The organism is Methanomassiliicoccales archaeon, from assembly GCA_013415695.1.
Lineage (GTDB): Archaea > Thermoplasmatota > Thermoplasmata > Methanomassiliicoccales > JAAEEP01 > JAAEEP01.
In genome coordinates this window covers 1-17,468 of sequence record JAAEEP010000026.1, presented here as the reverse complement: position 1 = coordinate 17,468, position 17,468 = coordinate 1, and the positions used below count along the sequence as shown (strand labels likewise).

General features: G+C 51.5%; 17 protein-coding genes. 13 read left to right on the top strand and 4 right to left on the bottom strand.

The window, feature by feature from the left end; all coding sequences use genetic code 11:
• Nucleotides 1-80 precede the first annotated feature (80 nt).
• The 5 genes from GKC03_09570 to GKC03_09550 all read left to right on the top strand — a co-directional run bounded on the left by GKC03_09570 (nt 81) and on the right by GKC03_09550 (nt 4,135).
• On the top strand, nt 81-530 hold the full coding sequence (locus GKC03_09570; GenBank protein NYT12774.1) for a YbhB/YbcL family Raf kinase inhibitor-like protein: 450 nt from the start codon (nt 81-83) through the stop codon (nt 528-530).
• Nucleotides 531-1,123: 593 nt separating this feature from the next.
• Complete coding sequence (locus tag GKC03_09565; protein ID NYT12773.1) at nt 1,124-1,435, top strand: GIY-YIG nuclease family protein; 312 nt, start codon at nt 1,124-1,126, stop codon at nt 1,433-1,435.
• Nucleotides 1,436-1,805: 370 nt separating this feature from the next.
• A complete protein-coding gene (locus GKC03_09560; protein ID NYT12772.1) occupies nt 1,806-1,934 on the top strand; it encodes a DNA-directed RNA polymerase in 129 nt (42 codons plus the stop codon).
• An 868-nt stretch (nt 1,935-2,802) separates the two neighbouring features.
• Nucleotides 2,803-3,702, top strand: a complete 900-nt coding sequence (locus GKC03_09555; GenBank protein ID NYT12771.1) for a prenyltransferase — start codon at nt 2,803-2,805, stop codon at nt 3,700-3,702.
• A gap of 166 nt (nt 3,703-3,868) precedes the next feature.
• Entirely contained in the window at nt 3,869-4,135 is a 267-nt protein-coding gene (locus GKC03_09550; protein NYT12770.1) for a GYD domain-containing protein, read from the top strand.
• A gap of 156 nt (nt 4,136-4,291) precedes the next feature.
• Here GKC03_09550 and GKC03_09545 read toward each other — a convergent pair whose 3' ends face one another.
• On the bottom strand, nt 4,292-5,065 hold the full coding sequence (locus GKC03_09545) for a hemerythrin (GenBank protein NYT12769.1): 774 nt from the start codon (nt 5,063-5,065) through the stop codon (nt 4,292-4,294).
• A 220-nt stretch (nt 5,066-5,285) separates the two neighbouring features.
• Nucleotides 5,286-5,672, bottom strand: coding sequence for a hypothetical protein (locus GKC03_09540; protein NYT12768.1), 387 nt, complete (start codon nt 5,670-5,672; stop codon nt 5,286-5,288).
• Between the two features lie 491 nt (nt 5,673-6,163).
• Here GKC03_09540 and acs point away from each other — a divergent pair, with 491 nt between their 5' ends.
• Nucleotides 6,164-8,164, top strand: coding sequence for an acetate--CoA ligase (acs, locus tag GKC03_09535; protein ID NYT12767.1), 2,001 nt, complete (start codon nt 6,164-6,166; stop codon nt 8,162-8,164).
• A 180-nt stretch (nt 8,165-8,344) separates the two neighbouring features.
• Here the strand turns inward: acs and GKC03_09530 are convergent, their stop codons facing one another.
• On the bottom strand, nt 8,345-9,340 hold the full coding sequence (locus GKC03_09530) for an ornithine cyclodeaminase family protein (GenBank protein NYT12766.1): 996 nt from the start codon (nt 9,338-9,340) through the stop codon (nt 8,345-8,347).
• Nucleotides 9,341-9,482: 142 nt separating this feature from the next.
• Nucleotides 9,483-10,658 (bottom strand): NYN domain-containing protein, encoded by a 1,176-nt coding sequence (locus GKC03_09525; GenBank protein NYT12765.1) that lies wholly within the window; start codon nt 10,656-10,658, stop codon nt 9,483-9,485.
• Nucleotides 10,659-10,882: 224 nt separating this feature from the next.
• On the opposite strand from GKC03_09525, the gene GKC03_09520 reads away from it, so the two are divergent.
• The 7 genes from GKC03_09520 to GKC03_09490 all read left to right on the top strand — a co-directional run.
• A complete protein-coding gene (locus GKC03_09520) occupies nt 10,883-11,380 on the top strand; it encodes a GNAT family N-acetyltransferase (protein NYT12764.1) in 498 nt (165 codons plus the stop codon).
• A gap of 506 nt (nt 11,381-11,886) precedes the next feature.
• A complete protein-coding gene (locus tag GKC03_09515; GenBank protein ID NYT12763.1) occupies nt 11,887-12,078 on the top strand; it encodes a hypothetical protein in 192 nt (63 codons plus the stop codon).
• 155 nt (nt 12,079-12,233) lie between these two features.
• Nucleotides 12,234-12,941 (top strand): hypothetical protein, encoded by a 708-nt coding sequence (locus GKC03_09510; GenBank protein NYT12762.1) that lies wholly within the window; start codon nt 12,234-12,236, stop codon nt 12,939-12,941.
• A gap of 269 nt (nt 12,942-13,210) precedes the next feature.
• The gene (locus GKC03_09505) at nt 13,211-13,936 is read left to right on the top strand and encodes an L-2-amino-thiazoline-4-carboxylic acid hydrolase (protein ID NYT12761.1); all 726 of its coding nucleotides are present in this window, start codon (nt 13,211-13,213) and stop codon (nt 13,934-13,936) included.
• A gap of 118 nt (nt 13,937-14,054) precedes the next feature.
• On the top strand, nt 14,055-14,621 hold the full coding sequence (locus tag GKC03_09500) for a class I SAM-dependent methyltransferase (protein ID NYT12760.1): 567 nt from the start codon (nt 14,055-14,057) through the stop codon (nt 14,619-14,621).
• A 157-nt stretch (nt 14,622-14,778) separates the two neighbouring features.
• Nucleotides 14,779-16,323 carry a hypothetical protein gene (locus tag GKC03_09495; protein ID NYT12759.1) on the top strand — a complete coding sequence of 515 codons (1,545 nt, stop codon included), beginning with the start codon at nt 14,779-14,781 and terminating at the stop codon, nt 16,321-16,323.
• The coding region (locus GKC03_09490) for a hypothetical protein (protein NYT12758.1) at nt 16,299-17,468 on the top strand (1,170 nt) is incomplete at its 3' end. The genes GKC03_09495 and GKC03_09490, both read left to right, overlap by 25 nt.

The following is a 17,468-nucleotide window of genomic DNA, read 5'->3' as shown; positions in this document are numbered from 1 at the left end:
TCGGGAGCTTCACGACCGCCAAGAATAACTATGAACTGCGGATATGACGATAATTGAGGGAAGGTGAATCTTTGAGAATAATGAGTAACGCGTTCGGCAATGGAGAAGCGATCCCCAGTAAGTTCACCTGCGATGGCCTGAATATCTCTCCTCCATTGAAGTGGAGCGAGATTCCAGCTGAGGCGAAAGTGCTCGTGCTGATCTGTGAGGACATCGACGCTCCGGTTGGAACGATTACCCACTGGGTGATTTATGGAATAGATCCAGGACTTGGAGGAATCGAAGAAGGTCTTACCCCGAACTCCGATCAAAGCATCGGTATACATGGAAGAAGGAGCTTCGGCAAGAGGGAGTACATGGGACCCTGCCCTCCGGGCAAGAAGGCTCATCGGTATGTGTTCAAGCTATACGCGCTGGACCGCAAGCTGGATCTCGAACCCGGGGTCAAGAAGAAGAACCTGGTCAAGGCCATGGAAGGCCATGTCATCGAGACTTCTGAGCTTATTGGAACCTATACCCGACAGAAATGAGATCATCGAACATCAACGGTCAATCTTATCTTCACTTCGAGCAATAATGTCTCAGAATGAAATACCTCGATCATGATTGGTGCGGATTCCAATGGACAGATTGGATTCATCTTACCCAGGATCAAGATTCATTTACTAAGATCCCTTCGGAACCTGGCCTTTACAGAGTTAAATCCTTGGGAGATCATGACCTCGTCTACATCGGTCAAACCGGAAGGAGTCTGAAGGAAAGAATCAGAACTCTGAGGAACAGCACCCTATCTGAAAAGATGCCTTACAACGACCCTCAAGAATCCCCCTGCCTTTGGGCTTATAGAGTCGAGTCAGGTATGGATTATGAGATCTCAGTCACACCTCAAGACAAATCCAAAGAGGAAAGGATGACAATAGAATGCTTCCTCCTCTGGCAATATAGAATTGAGAAAGGGTTTTCTACACTCTGCAATCATGGTAGATTCCATCCCAGATTCACGAAATCCAAGGCCAGAAAACAAGAAGCTAGAGGAGAACGCCCAGATAGTAAAACGAATCCCAAAGGGAGAGAAAGTTATCCCCCTCTGCTACCCAGTGGTTCAATAGAAGGCCAGAGATGGATGAGCCTGGACTGGAGTGAGTGGATGGAGTTGAATCTCAGTAATGTCCAGAAGATCCCAACGCAGCCAGGTGTCTACAGGATCTATGATTCTGAAAAGCAAGAGATGCTTTATCTTGGTGAGTCTAGCAATCTTAGAATGCGGATCCAGAGCCATTCGAGAAAGGGGTGGAAATCGAATGCGGTGTTTTCCTATCATTCTCTCCCCAAATCTTTACCAGAATATCAGAGATTGGAGATCGAGAACGATCTGATCGGTGGATATTATCTGGAGAGGATCGTAGCTCCAAGATTTCAATTCGGGAAAAAGTGACTACCCTCGTTCAAAATCATACTAGGACTCTAACGACATTTCCGAGTAATCATGCTTCTCAATGATACCAAATCTTCCTCTTTAATCAAAGAAGAACTATCGAGATTCATGATCATTGGTTTGGTATCCAGCAATTTTGAATTGGGGCGTATTGATTCTGAACTCAGGAACAATAAAAACACAAGGTATCATTACTTCCAATAGTTTATAATAGTAATAAGTTCTGACTGGGGTTTAACTAGATAGGAGATTCGCTGGTGTCCTAGCTCCTTCATCAGGTAGTCAGGTAATCTAGAGGAATAATCCGTATTTAGGTAGAAGTGAAGGAGGTGAAATAAGATGTCATACGACAGGCCACCCACCCAGAGAGATGCACAAGGCAACCTGCGCGGATTGCGGACAGGAGTGCGAAGTACCGTTCAAGCCCACTGAGGGCCGACCGGTCTACTGCCGCGACTGCTACCAGAAGCACCGCCCACCGCAACGCAGCAGATACTGAGAGCTACGCTCCATATCAGTAGTTTTTCATTTTTTATCATTTTTATTTTACTATTATTTCCAACCCTGCAGTTGATATTTCAATCAGCTCAAGAACTCTTCATCGTCTAAATCCGATTCCACCTTCGAAGGGGGAAGTCGGAATCGATCTGAGAATCCATCAATCTCGATATCTTACTTCAGAGATCATCTGGTTCTCTGATCGAATATGCTCAGAAAGGAAATAATCTTGATTAGATTGGCCATTCAATACCATTTGACCATAGTCGGAATGATAATTACATAGCATTAAATGGTGTTAAGTCCGCTACTGTTTGAAGAATTCTTCACGGTTCTGTCATCACACCTGGGTCTTTGGCACTGCCGTCCCCTGATGAGTCTTGAAAACGAGGTTGAGACGAAACTGCCGCGTGGTCGGGAGTTCCTCGGATTTCCCAGGAGGTGAAAAACATGATAGTATTTCAGTGCGAGAGCTGTGGGAGAAGGCTGAATGTGTCTGGAGATTGCAAGGTCTGCGGGGGCAAGACTCTCCAAAAAGACACCGCCAAGAAGCAGTGAATTCATTTCATAATCCAATGGGGAAGAGACCCCATCTATTTCCCTTTAATGATTGATCCAATTCGAGCAAAAAATTCTTTTCAAATAGGGTTTGCCCCCAGAAAGCGCATCCTGGGTGGTCTCATATTCATTTTAGTAAACTACTGTAAAATCAAGATGAAATTTCAGGTAATCCAGATATTGAGCTTATCAATTGGAATCGATATCTCCATAATGATTTCATCATATTCTTCGTTGGATCTGCCCAATCACCCAAACTTGCTAACAAAATCTCTTAATCATTAAATAAAGAAATCAGAATCACCGCCCCCATGTCCCTGAAGGTTTGGATGGTGGAGATCCGCGCTCCATTCTTGCTCTTGCCCATCATTCTCTCTTCCGTAGGCGGTTTGCTGGCATTCTACGATGGAAGCTTCAATTCACTGTACTTTGGACTGTTCACTGTCATCCTGGTTGCGCTTCACATCACCGTCAACACCTTGAACGAGTACTACGACCACAAGACGGGAATCGATTTCAACACGCGGAGGACGATCTTCAACGGGGGAAGCGGTATCCTGCAGAAGGGATTGCTGACGCCGAACCAGGTCTTCCGAGTGGCATTGATATGTTTTCTCGCATCAGCCCTTCTCAGCTCATATCTCGTTTACAATGTGGGAGCGATTCTTCTACTGATCGTTGTTCCGGGCATGATGTTCTCGCTGTTCTACACCCAGCTCTTCGCCAGGAAGATGCTTGGCGAGATATCTGCCGGACTCGGTCTGGGCTTTCTACCGATCCTAGGTTCGTACATGGTCAACACAAGCACCATTTCCCTAAACTGCATCGTCCTCGCCGTTGCTGGAGGAATACTCACCTTCAACCTGCTGTTGCTGAACGAGTTTCCAGACCTTGATGCGGACAAGAACGGAGGGAGGAAGAACCTGGTGATCAGCCTCGGTGTAAGGAAGGCTGCCAAGCTCTACACTGTCCTGACCTTCTCGGTGTATGCCATCCTGGTACTTTTCGTGGCCCTTGGCACGATTCCTCCCCTTTGCCTTCTCGGGCTTCTCACGCTGCCCTTCGCATACAAGGCGGTCAATATCTCGTTCATCGATCCTACGAAGGGGGAGAAGTTCGTCGTGGGACAGAAGGCCAATGTTCAGGTCGTACTCTTGACCCAGGTCCTCCTCAGCATGGGGATAGCGGTTTCACTGATACTGGCGATCTGAATTCAATCTGCCAACGATCGCATCTTTTTCTTCATTCTCCATTTTCACTCAGCATTCCGCAATGGATTCATTCAACCGAATTAGTCGCATCTCCAAGCAACCCACTTTCATGACCATGGTAAATCTTAATTACCTAATCATCAGAGGGAATGCATGAGGTGAAAAAATGCTCTTCATTATGTTGGGCAAATTCAGGTCAAAACCGACAAAAGAATTGATCGCCTCCATCAACAAGTACATAGAAGGTCTGGCAAAAGAGGGAATTATATTCAAGTCCATGAACTGGACGCTTGGCCGCTATGATTTTGCACATGTCCTGGAAGCCCCTGACGAGAAGGCCATGATGAAAGCCCTGATCGGTAAATCCGATGTGATCTCTACCGAAACGCTAGTAGCGGTACCCAAAGAAGAAATCTCCAAGGTTCTGGATTGAATTGAAATTCGTCAGAAACGGATATCTTTCCTCACTTCGTTAGAAAGAGTGGCAAAATGGAAACCCTTTCCTTTTTCCAATTTTTCCCAGAGGGCATGACATTCAATTGAAGTGAGTTCATGGATTGTATCGTCTGGATGACCTGTTCCATTACCTCTAGCCTATGAGCCTTTCGAACGCGTCCTTTTCTGCCCCGCACTGGGGACAAACCCAGTCGTCGGGAAGGTTCTCGAATTCCACTCCCGGTGGGATCCCTCCATTTGGATCCCCAATATTTGGATCGTAGACCCAATCGCAGACAGTGCATACCCATTTCACTGACGAGCTCTCCATTGGAGACTCTCCACCCTCGGCTCCCCTTTTGGGAATGCTCGCGGAGAACTCGCTTTCATATCTCAGAACCATGCCCTCGTACTTCTCGTGGATCATTCTCCGGTCGAACTCCAGGAATTCCTCCAGCATCTTCTCCTGCTCCTTCTCTGAGAAGTAATCCATGGAGGGGATGAAGAACCGCTTGTCCTCGGTCTCGATGTGTTTGGGATAGAGGGCAGTAAGGAAGCCAAGCCTCTCCTCGATCTGCTCCCTTTCCCCGTTCTGACTGCCGTTGAACCTTCTCAGGGACTCGAGCAGCGCCTTCGAGTTCTCTCTTGACATCCGGTGGTCCTGCTCCAGCCCCTCCATCGTCAGACGGATTTCGGGGCTCAGTTCCTTCCTCCTCAGGTCCCTGAACAGAATGTCCTCCTCCTTTCCGTGATGGGTCCTGTCGGCGTAGGTCCTCAGGAAGTCGATGGCGCTGAAGAGGAAGTATATGTGTGGGTCCTCCTCATCTCTTATCCGGTCCAGCTCAAGCGTCAGCAGCGAGATCATCCTCTCGATGACCCTGTGCTCCATCATCAATGGTCCGATCGGCATCATTGAAATCCCGAACATGACTTGGGAGTTTCCTCTAGATAACATCTATCGGTTCCTACACGAGATGGTTAAAAAAAATCCAAGCGGCCGATCGTGGATATGTTTCCACCCAATGATCGATCGAAGCTATCTGATAAAAGGTGGGTTGAATCCAATGAATGTAACCCTTGCCACATCATATCGCTCTTGGCGCATCAAGAAAAAGTTGAAAAGGGGCTTCAGACCTCTGTCTAAGTCCCTACCTCTTCGCTCTCATCTCCCACAATTCTCTTGTGTTCTTGCGCGTCTCTTCCAACGAAAGAGCGATGCGAGGTTCCATTATGATCCAGGGGTAGAACATCATCACCCCCCTCATGGCGGAAATGTGATCGCCCTCGAAAACAGAGTAGCCTTCGTTGGTGTTGGGGAATGCCCCCCATTCGACCAGCTCCCCCTTCTTCATGAGCATTTCTGCACCGCCCCAAAGGCTCTCGATCAACTTTTGATATTCCTCTGGATCTTTCGGCCACTTCACATTCTGGTTCATCTTCCAGGTCGCGAGGAATTTTGCCATATCCTTCACCTCCTCCCTTTCAGGTCTTGGGAACTTCAAACGCCCCTCCTCGGCGCTGAAAGGGTCCTCCATCTCCCGATTCAAAAGTTAGAATGTTCAGCCTGCCATTGGTCAAATCATCAGGCCAATATCTGAGGGAGACAACTCATTTGGTCATCTCCTGCAAGTCCTTATTCCGCAAGGACCCCCCTAATACAATATTCCCAAGAATCGGTTTTAATGCTTTTCACTCACGAAATGCGGTTTTCTCACCCGTGCCCCAGTTCCCAACATTCAACGAAGACCAATGATCACGGTCCAATAAAAGAGGCGTGATCTTAGGTTCTATCTATGCGGTCCGAGGTACAATTTGAATCACGTTTGACACGGATTGTTACTGGCTCTTGATTGTCTCGAAACGATAAGATTGCATGAATTCTGCTTTCAAAATGACATATTATTCAACGATTGTCGAATAGGTTATTCGATAATTTATTATATCATTCTCCTATTATCCTTCTTCTCGTTGAGGGGGAAGAGCTTTGCCCAAAGACAATAAAACAGCTAAAGCGCTAGATAGCCCCGTGAGCAGTGACAAGACCTTCAAGTCCCTAATGGAGGAAAACAGACGATTCGTTCCTCCAAAGGGGCTTAGTGAAAGAGCGCACTTAGGCAGTGTGGAGGACTACCTCCGGCTGTACGAGGAATCGATCTCCGACCCTGAGGGATTCTGGGAGAAGCAAGCCAGAGATGAGATTCATTGGTTCTCACCCTGGGATATCACATTTCAGTGGGACGTGGAGGGGGCCAGGATAAGCTGGTTCAAGGGCGGAAAGCTGAATGCCGCCTACAACTGCCTGGACCGACACGCAAAGACCTGGAGGAAGAACAAGGCGGCCATCATCTGGCAGGGTGAATCACCCGATGAGATGAGAACCTTCACCTACCTGCAGCTCCTGAATGAGGTTTGTCGATTTGCCAATGTCCTCAAGAAACATGGAGTGAAGAAGGGGGACAGGATCTCCATCTACCTACCGATGATCCCTGAATTGACCATCGCCATGCTTGCCTGCGCCAGGATCGGCGCGATTCACAACATCGTCTTTGGTGGGTTCAGTGCCGATTCCCTCAGGGAGAGGATCAACGACAGCGGATGTTCGATTCTCATCACCTCGGATGGGTCTTTCAGAAATGGCAAGGTCATCCCTCTGAAGTCGAACGCCGATGCCGCTCTTTCCGAAGAGAACTCGGTTGAGAAGGTGATCGTGGTCAAGCGCACTGGCCGGCCCGTGGAGATGAAGGAAGGGCGCGATCTGTGGTGGCACGACGAGGCAAGGGATGCCCCCGCTCAATGTGACCCCGAGACCCTGGACGCGGAGGATCCGCTCTTCATCCTGTACACTTCCGGCTCGACCGGGAAGCCCAAGGGCGTGCTCCACACCACCGGAGGGTACTTGCTCTACACCACTGTCTCATTCAAGTACATTTTCGATTACCACGAGGATGACATATACTGGTGCACCGCAGACATAGGCTGGATAACCGGTCACTCATACATCGTCTACGGCCCGCTCTCGGCGGGAGCGACAAGCCTGATGTTCGAGGGCGTTCCAACCTACCCAAAGAAGGACCGCTTCTGGGAGATAGTGGAGAAGTATGGCGTGTCGATATTCTATACCGCCCCGACCGCGATCAGGGCCCTGATCAAGGAAGGTGAAGAGTGGCCCAACTCCCGGGATCTCTCGTCCCTGCGCATTCTCGGAAGCGTGGGGGAGGCCATCAATCCGGAGGCATGGATGTGGTACTACAACGTCATCGGCAAGGGCAATTGCCCTATAGTGGATACATGGTGGCAGACCGAGACCGGTGGGATACTCATAACCCCATTGCCGGGAGTCCATACACTGAAGCCCGGTGCAGCGCTCAGACCGTTCTTCGGCATAGAGCCGATGGTAGTGGGCGAGGATGGCAACCAGGCCGGAACAAATGAGGGAGGCTACCTCGTGATCAAGAAACCCTGGCCCGGTCTGATGCGTACTGTCTATGGGCAGCACGATAGGTTCAAGGAGACCTACTGGTCGAAGTTCCCTGGATACTACTTGACCGGTGACGGCGCCCGCGTTGACGAGGACGGCGACTTCTGGTTGATGGGCCGCATTGACGATGTCATCATGGTCTCGGGACACCGCATCGGCACGGCAGAGGTAGAGAGCGCCCTGGTATCTCACGAGGATGTTGCGGAAGCCGCGGTCGTACCCGTTCCCCACGAGATCAAGGGTGAGTCCATATACGCCTTCGTCACACTCAAGTCGGGTGTCGAAGAGACCGAGGAGCTCAGGAAGAGCCTGATAAAGCACGTGAGATCCACAATCGGACCGATAGCAACACCAGAGCACATCCAGTTCTCCTCATCACTGCCCAAGACCCGGAGCGGCAAGATCATGAGACGCATCCTGAGGAAGATCGCGATTGGTGACATCAAGGAACTGGGTGACACCACGACCATCGCAGACCCTGAGGTCATCATGAAGTTGATCGAGGCTAGGAAATCAGCGGTGATCACTGCTTCACCCTCGGTCAAGTGAGTCAGAAAATGAAGTTTGCATCATAAGACGAACTCTGACAGGCTCGCGGGGGTCATCGTCTCCCCTGTAAATAGTCGATACCCCCGCGGGTGATTTTATGGATGCAATTAGAGGCCATCCGTTCTCAATAGAGGGAACAAGGCACCAATCAACTTCACTTCAATTCAAGCATTTTTCCGTTCAAGGTAGCCAGATGTCCAACACCTGGCCTATCCCCCTAGCCACCGCCTCCCTGTAGACCAGGTCAGCTGTCACTGTGTCCTGGACCGCTATTCCGGTGGAGTCGAACATCGTGACCTCGCTTCGAGATGTACGACCTTCCTTCTTTCCGGCAACGATCTCCCCCAGTTCGGCCCATATGTCTTTTCTGCTGATCAGGCCCTGGGTAATGGCCACATTGATATCACCTGAGTGCGAGGCCTGCTTCCAATCATCGACCACGATCTTGGTCCTCTTCCAGATATCTGGGTAGAACTCCTCCTTGCCGGGTGCGTCCGCTCCTACCGCGAGAATGTGAGCTCCGTCATCGATCCAGTCTCCCCTGATCAAGGGTTCACGCGTGGGCACGGTAGCCACCACCACATCCGCTCCCACCACGGTCTCTTTCACCTTTTCCACAGGAGTCACTTTTAGACCCAGCATCTTGCTCATGATCTCTGAGAAGTTCTCCCTGGTGTCCTTCCTGAGGTCTGTGACCCGTACCTCCTCTATCTCGTCCAGGACCTCATTGAGTCCCATTAGCTGTGTTCTAGCCTGAACGCCTGCGCCCACCATGCCGACGATCTTCGAGTCCTTTCTAGCGAGGTACTTTGTGGCAACTCCGCTCGCCGCTCCAGTCCTCATGGCCGTCAGCCATGTTCCCCCCATGACCGATTTGAGGATACCGTTGCAGGTGTCTATCAGGAGAACGGTCGCCATCACCGTGGGCAACCCGTACTTTATGGAGTTCTCCGGGTGAACGTTGACAACCTTGATCGCAGAAATATCAGAATCCTCCAAGTAGCAGGGCATGCACCTGATGTCCCCGTTGTGTTTCCCGTAGTAGAGATAGGTCTTGGAGGGCATCTGCGCCCTCCCCATGCCCTCTTCCCTGAATCCTTTCTCCACGACTTCGATGACCATGTCCATCGTGAGGATCTCTTTGACGTCCCTCTCCTGTAAAAGCAAGAATCCCATGCAATTCACTCCGCGGCTTCAATTGGTCGACTGCCCTCAGCCGGTGAATCGCAAAACGGTTTAATTATGGCATCGCAAGATCATCCAAGAATAGGTGGCAGGGTGGAGTTTCCCTTCGAAATCGGAAAGAGGGTCGGGACGATCACTGTCCCATGAGCTCCATCACTCTCCCCATGGATATTCCGGGGAACTGCCTCAGCACCAGGTCCAGATTCCTCTGGAGGTAGATTGAATCGATCCTCTCCAGATCAGGGACATTGTCTATGAGAACCTGCGGCATCGTATACTTCGATCCACTGTACTTGATGTTGGCGAACTTGAACAGCCTCCCTTGCCCCAGTGTGAACAGGAAGTTCTTGATCTCGATCTTGGTGAGCCTTCTCTTGAGGACCTTCATCACCCTGTCCCCCATCTCGTCCAGTGTGATCGCCTCCTTCCTCTCGAACATCTTCAGGACGATCATGTAGATCTCGTTCCTCACCTCAGGGTTCCTCTGGAATCTCAGGTTCTTGAAGAGAAAATCACTGACCTCGTTGATGTCGATCTCCTGGGTCATCGTCGCTACCTCGTCCCATGTCTTCAGCTTGACAAATAGCTGTCCGCTCGCCGGGTCACCGATTATCTTCGCGATCAGCGCGTCCTGCGCTTCCACGAACTCCCGGAAGGAGCGGAAGCCGAGCTTCTTTTCCGAGAAGGAGGGCTGTAGCCTGAGCAGATCCTCCTTGAGCGTGGACATTAATACTGGAGCCTCAGAAGACCTCCCACGGATGTACCTGATGAGGATATCCTTGGCCTCGTCCCACTCGTAGTCTATCTCCTCCTCCGCCTTCTTGCCGAAGTCGCCCATAAGCTCTTCCATGGACTTGAATTCATTGCAGTTGTCCTTGATGGTCCTGCCAACGGTCTGTTCGAACCCTATGACAACAGCGTACTTGCCCCTCTGCTGTATCCTGCGGATCAAGTGAATGAAGTCCGTGTCCCCGGAACCGATGATGAACCTGGTGATCGTGGAGAAGTTCTGCATGTCCTCCATGGCGTCCATGCTCATCCTGAGATCAGCCGCGTTCTTTCCCCTGGCAGTCATGTTTGGCAGGTGAACGAGCTCGAAGGCGTATTCCATCAGATCGCTCGCGTAGGATCGATTGGGTTCCCTGGACCAGTCGGCATAAGCCTTCTTGATGCAGAGGTTGCCCTTGTTGGCGGCAAAATCCATGATGTGATCTATTCTAAGGGGTTTGGAAAGGCTTGGATAGTAATCACTCGCCGAGATGGCGAGATTCTCGAAATCAAGGTAAATGGCGATATTGTCCTCGCTCATGGTCTTAACCTATGTGAAAAGGCCATTAATAGTTATCCGATGGCTGAAGGGATTCGAGGGCATTCTTCGCGGCTCTCATCGAGTCAGTCCATACGAAGCATCGTGCAATAGAAGTCCGTTGGATTCCGAAATTCGTCATTCATGGACGGAAACTGTACGGTTGAACCTTGGTAGTTAGCAATTGTTATTAAATATCTGAGAATTTCAAGGCTCGGTGGTAAACCATGCAGAATATTGTATATACCTCCGGTGGAGAAGAGGTTCTGGATAAGGCAAAGGAACTGTGGGAGAAACTGAACCAACTTTACGCGACCTCCTCACCCTATTTCGAAGGATATTACGCGGATCAGACCTGGAAAAAGAGAAGAGGGGAGATATCCAGGAGATCCAGGAAGGCAGGGATAAGAGTGGAACTTGCCTATGCTGGATCGGACCGAAGGCTCGTGGGGTTCTGCATTGCCTATGTCACCAAAGAGAACGAGGGCGAGCTGGACTCCATCTACGTGGAGAAGGATTTCAGGAACACTGGAATAGGGGATAGGTTGATGATCGCTGCCCTCAACTGGTTCCACTATCAGGGCACCTCTACTGTTAAGATAGCGGTGGAGACGGGCAACGAGGAAGTCATCCAGTTCTACCAGAGGCACGGGTTCTCCCCCAGGACCATTGTCCTGGAGAATCCTCCTTTGGAATCATCGTTGGTTCCTGCGAACGAAAGCTGAGCCTTCTTTCTTCAAACCAATTCCATATTTCTCAACTGATTTCCAGAAAACACCATTTGTTCTGTTGCCAAGTGGCAATTTGGTCAAACCCATGAAGGGACAAGGAATTATGCACCTTTCATGCATGCGATCTTATGGACATGTGATAAAAAAAGACCCAAGGGCCCTGAGATCTGAAAAATACGCCGCAAGACCGCCCATCGTACAGACCACTTAGGGGGATACGGTCGAACCGAGGATGGGCAAGCAGCTGTCCTCCATCAGGACCTTGGATTCAGAGATGCGTGATTCGACCCGCCTAGAGGTCGATTCACTATTGTTAATATCGGCTATACCTTAAGAATGTAACGGTGTTACCCATAGGGTGTATTCCGTAAAAAAGGTCATTCATCATCCGCTGGTCATCACCAGCTACTTTTGGTGCGGTCATGGGCAAGAAGCTAGTCATCTTGAGCCGTCTTCGCCGATGATAGAAAACTTAATAGCGATTCTTGGAGAATAATATGATGATGTTCATCAGGAATCCTCAATATCTTCTGGTGATCGGGGCGTTCAGCCTGCTCTCGGCGCTCATGCTTGGGCTGGTCGCGGGGGAAAACTCGATCCTCAACTTCCTGGAGGGTTTACTAATTGGACTATCCATCTCATTGAATCTAGCCTACCTCATCACGATGAGGAAGGCCAGGAGCAGTGCGTAGAACCAGGTCTAAACCGCTCATATTCACACAATCTTTGATCTAGGTCACCCGCTTCTCCCAAGAGCTCTCGCAATACCAAATAAAGAATATTGATCTCCTTAGTACCGCCCTGGGGAGGGACAATTTATTAACCGCTATGAATGGTTAGAACAAGCATGGAACCCTTCGAGATGAGAATGGAGGTCCGGCACGACTGTCCGTTCTCCAATATCTCCGCCAAGTTCCCTGACGTGACCATACGCATTTGGTGCAACACCAGGACCCACATCATCGAGCTGTGGGGCGGTACGGATGAAGAGATTGAAGCCATGCTGAGTGTGCCGAATCTAGTTGGCGAGAGTCACATCGCCTTTCCCTCAGAGAGGGCCATCAGGATAGTGTCAAGAGAATGTGATTGCGGTGACTACAAAGGCGTTTCCGAGATCATCGATGACCATGAGTGCTGGTATCTGGAGCCGTCGCTCATCAAAGGGGGGTGGGAGCAGTACAGGGTCTTCTCCTACGGGAAGGAGAACCTCAACCTCATCGTAAATGAGGTCCAGGCTCAAGGTGGTGAGGTGAAGATACTCTCCCTCAAGCAGCTTGTCTATGGACTACCGGATCCATTTCTCCCCTCGTCCAGCATACTGGCCGGTCTCACCGAGAGGCAGATCTCAACGTTAGCCGAGGCTTTCTCTCTTGGCTACTTCGAGGAGCCGTCACAGGTGAGCGCCGACAAGCTCGCGAACAGGATGGGCGTTTCTCGCTCGACGTTCTCAGAGCACCTGAGAAAGGCGGAGCGGAAGTTGATTGCGAACCTCTATCCAGTGATCCAGATGGCGGTCTGCGACTGCCGTTCAGGAGAGGTCTGTGCCTGCAAGTGAGTATGATCTTCTCCCTGTTGATCTCGCGATATAGAGGAAGTCATTCAACTTCAGGCGATCAAGCGTTCTGATCTGATCCCTTCAAGGAAAAAGAATGAAAAAGAAATGGAGAAAAAGTGCAAGGAGCGGCCTGAAGACTGCTCCCACTTCATTCGTTTGGTATCTTCAACACCTCAATTCTCACCTTCTTTATATCCTACATCCCTATCTTCCTCCTCCTTCCACTTTGGGAGAGGACGCATTTTCACAATCGACTGGGAGGCAGGTGGATGTCCGAATGCGAAGAGGATTACTTCATTAAGAGAACTGATGAACTGCTATCGTACTTTGACCAGGTATTCGGTGGAATGAGCCCCACTCTTGCAAGATACTTCGAGGGTTCGGAACTGGAAACCTTCAGAGAGAGTGCAAGATCGGATTTCGAGACGCTAATTCCCAAGATGCCCTATCTGGGCGAAGAAGAGGACATCCATGAAGGGAACATGTTGGCCTGCGTCCAGATGCTCTCGCTCATTCGTGTGATGGACGAACAGGGGATGGAAGAGCGCAAGATCGGAAAGATCGCATACGAGTGTTTCGAAGGTGCGTTCAACAACATGCCAGAGCCGTACAAGGAGGGCTTCCGTTCATCTTTCTTCACCGAGGAGACCATGGATATGTGGAGGAATGCCTCTCAGCTATCACAGAAGAGGGAATTCCCCGAGGGTTGGGTCTTTGAAGTGGTGGAGGCAGACATGAAGGGCTTCGATTACGGCATCGATTACCTGGAGTGCGCCGTCTTCAAGCTCTTCAAGAAGCTTGGAGCAGAGAGGTACATGCCCTACATCTGCCTCGGCGATTACGCCATGTTCGGGGCATTCGGCGTGGGTCTGTGCAGAACCAAGACAATCGGAAATGGTGCCGATCTCTGCGACTTCAGGTTCAAGGATGGTGGCAATACCCCACGGGGTTGGCCCCCCGATGACCTTGAGGAGTTCCGGGGCACCACAGAATAGCCCCCTTCATCATTGAGCCTGCGATTCACATTGAGATCCTTATGGTTTTCAAAGGACGGCGCCTTGGGACCATTCTAGGTCTGGAAAAAAACAAAAGGCGGACATCCAATCATCCCCCATGGTCCACGAGCCCTCGAGAGGTAAGATACTGGTCGCCAATTTCATTTTGAAGACATTCTTGAGACCGACCTATTCCAGGTTCGTCAAGGATCTGGATCTGACCGGGAACGAGAACGTGATGGATTTCGGTTCTGGTCCAGGCGTCATGTCCAGGATGGTCGCCCTCCGACTGGGGAAAGGGCACCTGACCTGCGTTGACGCCTCCCGCAACTGGATCGAGGTCGCTAAAAGGAACTTGAGCGGACTTCAGAATGTTGAATTCAGGCTCGGACGCATCTCCGACATCGCCTTCCCCTCACCCTTCGACGTCATCGTGGTCCACTATGTTCTCCATGAGGTGCCGAGAGGCCAGAGGGAATCGACGGTCAAGGCCCTGGTGAGCAACCTGAAATCCGATGGCAGGCTGGTCATCAGGGAGCCCACCAGAGAACCTTACCATGGTATGCCATCCACCGAGTTCAAGGAGCTGATGATCTCGGCTGGCCTCGTAGAGACGAGCGGTCATTCGCGGAGGTCACACACCACCGGCGTCTACAGGTTTCCCAGGGCCAATGATCGAGGATGAGCCGCTAGCCTTGATCATGGTCCACACTTGGACGGGAAGCCATGCGGTCAGAATGATCGGTGGATCAGATCTTCAAGCGGCGTGGCAAAGCTATTATATGTTTTCAATTGGAATCTCAACCAGCTCCCTTTGATGTCGGAGCATGGGGGTTCTAACGGTGTCAAGAAGCAGGTTGATCTTAGCGTTCATCGTGGCATTGCTAATCACTTCAGGCCTGATTGTCACGGCCAACCACGGATCGGCGGAGGACCTAATTGGACAGGACAGTATCGTGATCGATGGGGACACTGAGTTCGCCCAGATGGCCCTCTCGAAGGGCTGGCCCGGTAACGGGTCTGAGGGTGATCCCTACATCATCCAGGGCTACAGCATCGATGCCAGGGAGGAGGGCAGCTGCATAGCGATCAGCAACACCACAGTTCACTTCGTCATCAGCGATAGCCTGCTGATCAACGCCGGGCCGCTGGGGGATGACCCGGGATGCGGCATCACCCTACTGAACGTGACGAACGGGATAATGGACAACATCAGGTGCATCGCATGCGAGTTCGCGGGCATCTGGATCAACGGCTCGGAGGCGACCAGCGTTCTCAACAGCTCCTGCCGGGGTTCCGACATGTACGGCATAATGGTGAGCGATTCCTCGAACTGCACCGTCTCCTGGTCCCAGTGTGACGATACCTTCGCCGGGATACTCCTGTATGGCTCGGACAACTGCACCCTCGAGCGCAACCACTGCTATGACGATCAGGGAGCCGGCATCATGATCCAGTATTCCAACTTCACCCTTGTGGCAGAGAACGATCTTGCGGGAAGCGGGGTGAACCTCGGAGTGTTCTTCTCGGACGACTGCCTGATCCTCAACAACACCCTCGAGCGAGGGGAGACGGGCATCAACCTGATGAACAGCCTCAACTGCAGGTTTGAAGGGAATGAGATGACCCAGTGCTCCTTCAACATGGTGGGCAATGCAGACGGACGTAGAGTCGAGACCTATGCCAGTCAGGAGATAGTGAACTGCACCGTGAACGGCCTTCCCATCCGCTACTTCAAGAACCTCGATTTCGGGAACGAAACGGTCCCGGTGGACTCGGGGCAGATCATAGTTGCAAACGTAACAAGCATGACCATATCCGGCATCGAGATAGGAAACACCTCCGTCGGGGTGATAGTGGCCCACTCCTCATCCGTCTTCATTCATGACAGCTCGTTCTCCAGCTCCATGATAGGGATCTATACCGATCGGGCGCTGGACTGCATGATCTACGACTGCCAGTTCCATGATATGGTCAACGGCATCGACCTCTTCTGGTCCCTGGACAGCGTCGTCACTAGGAACAGCTGCCACAGGAACAGCAATGTGGGGATATACCTCGAGGGATCGAGCAGGATCGACATAAGCGACAACTTCTGCTCGGAAAACAAGTACGGGGTGTACCTTACCAACTATGCAGGCCACAACCACATCACCCGCAACACCGTCCTCAGGAGCTCCGAGGACGGCATATACCTGTGGGGGTCTCCCCACAACGAGGTTGAAAACAACACCGTCGAGCTCTCCAGAATGAACGGGATCTCGTGCTGGCCGTTATCCAACGGCAATGCCCTACGGGGTAACATCCTCCATGACAACGGGGGATTCGGGATCTATGCCCTCTCGGCTAACAACCTGACGATGTGTTCAGGAGCGAGAACGGGATAGTCCTCTATTCCTCCAGCGACGCTCAGGTGATGAACAACACCGTTAGCCATGTGGATGACGGCATCCACCTGTTCCGCTCATCAAACGATGTGATCGGGGGGAACGACATGCTGGGGTGCTCGATGATCATCGATGGCGAGGAGATGGGGCATTTCAACACTCACAAGATGCCAGTCAACAATACGGTGAACGGACTGCCCCTGGTGTACATCGCTAACCAGGACATGGAGGGACAGGTGTTCAGGTCAGCGGTGGGTGAGCTCCTGCTCGCCAATGTCACCGGTCTCAGGGTCGGACCGCTCTTCGTCCAGAACGGTACCGCGGGGATCGTGATGGGATTCTGCGACGACGTCTGGATAATGGATACCGGGCTCTTCCTGAACAAGTACGGGATCTTCATGGCGGGCTGCGAGGGGGGAGGCGTGTTCCACTGCGACGTCTCCGGAAACGAGGTGGGGATGTCGATGTCGAAGAGCAACGGTAGCTCGATCATAGCCAGCATCTTCGTTGAGAACCAGGGCTATGCCATCTCCGTCGATGGATCCACGGGCACCTTCTGGGCAAACGCCTTCATGGGGAACAACGGGGCCACCGAGGCGTACAGCAGCGACCATGTTCAGGTCTACGTCCACGAATCCCTGACCAACTGGACAGCTTCTGGATACGGGAACCACTGGAGCGACTGGACCTACCCCGATGAGAACGGTGATGGAATGGTGGACGAACCCTACATCATCAGGAAGGACATCGGTGTGAAGGACAATGCCCCGCTCAGCGGCATGGTGGGTCCTCCAGCATATCCCATGATAACCAGGACGGGAGATTCCTACGTCCAGCTGGCTTGGCAACCTACTAATTACAGCCTCTGGTTCTCCCTTGATCATTACGCCGTCTACAGGCAGGAGGGATCAGGAGGGTCGAAGCACATCGCCATGCTGAGCCCGGGGACTTTCTCCTTCAACGACACCACTGTGAACGACCTCACCGAGTACAGCTACTACATCCTCGCGGTCAACGAGTTCGGCACCTCCGCCATGGATTGGCCCCTGGAGGTCCTCGTACCCAGCGACCACAGCTGCCTGGTCACAGGAGTGGTCAAGGACAAGTATGGTATCCCTATAAATGGGGCGAGAGTGGCAACCGAG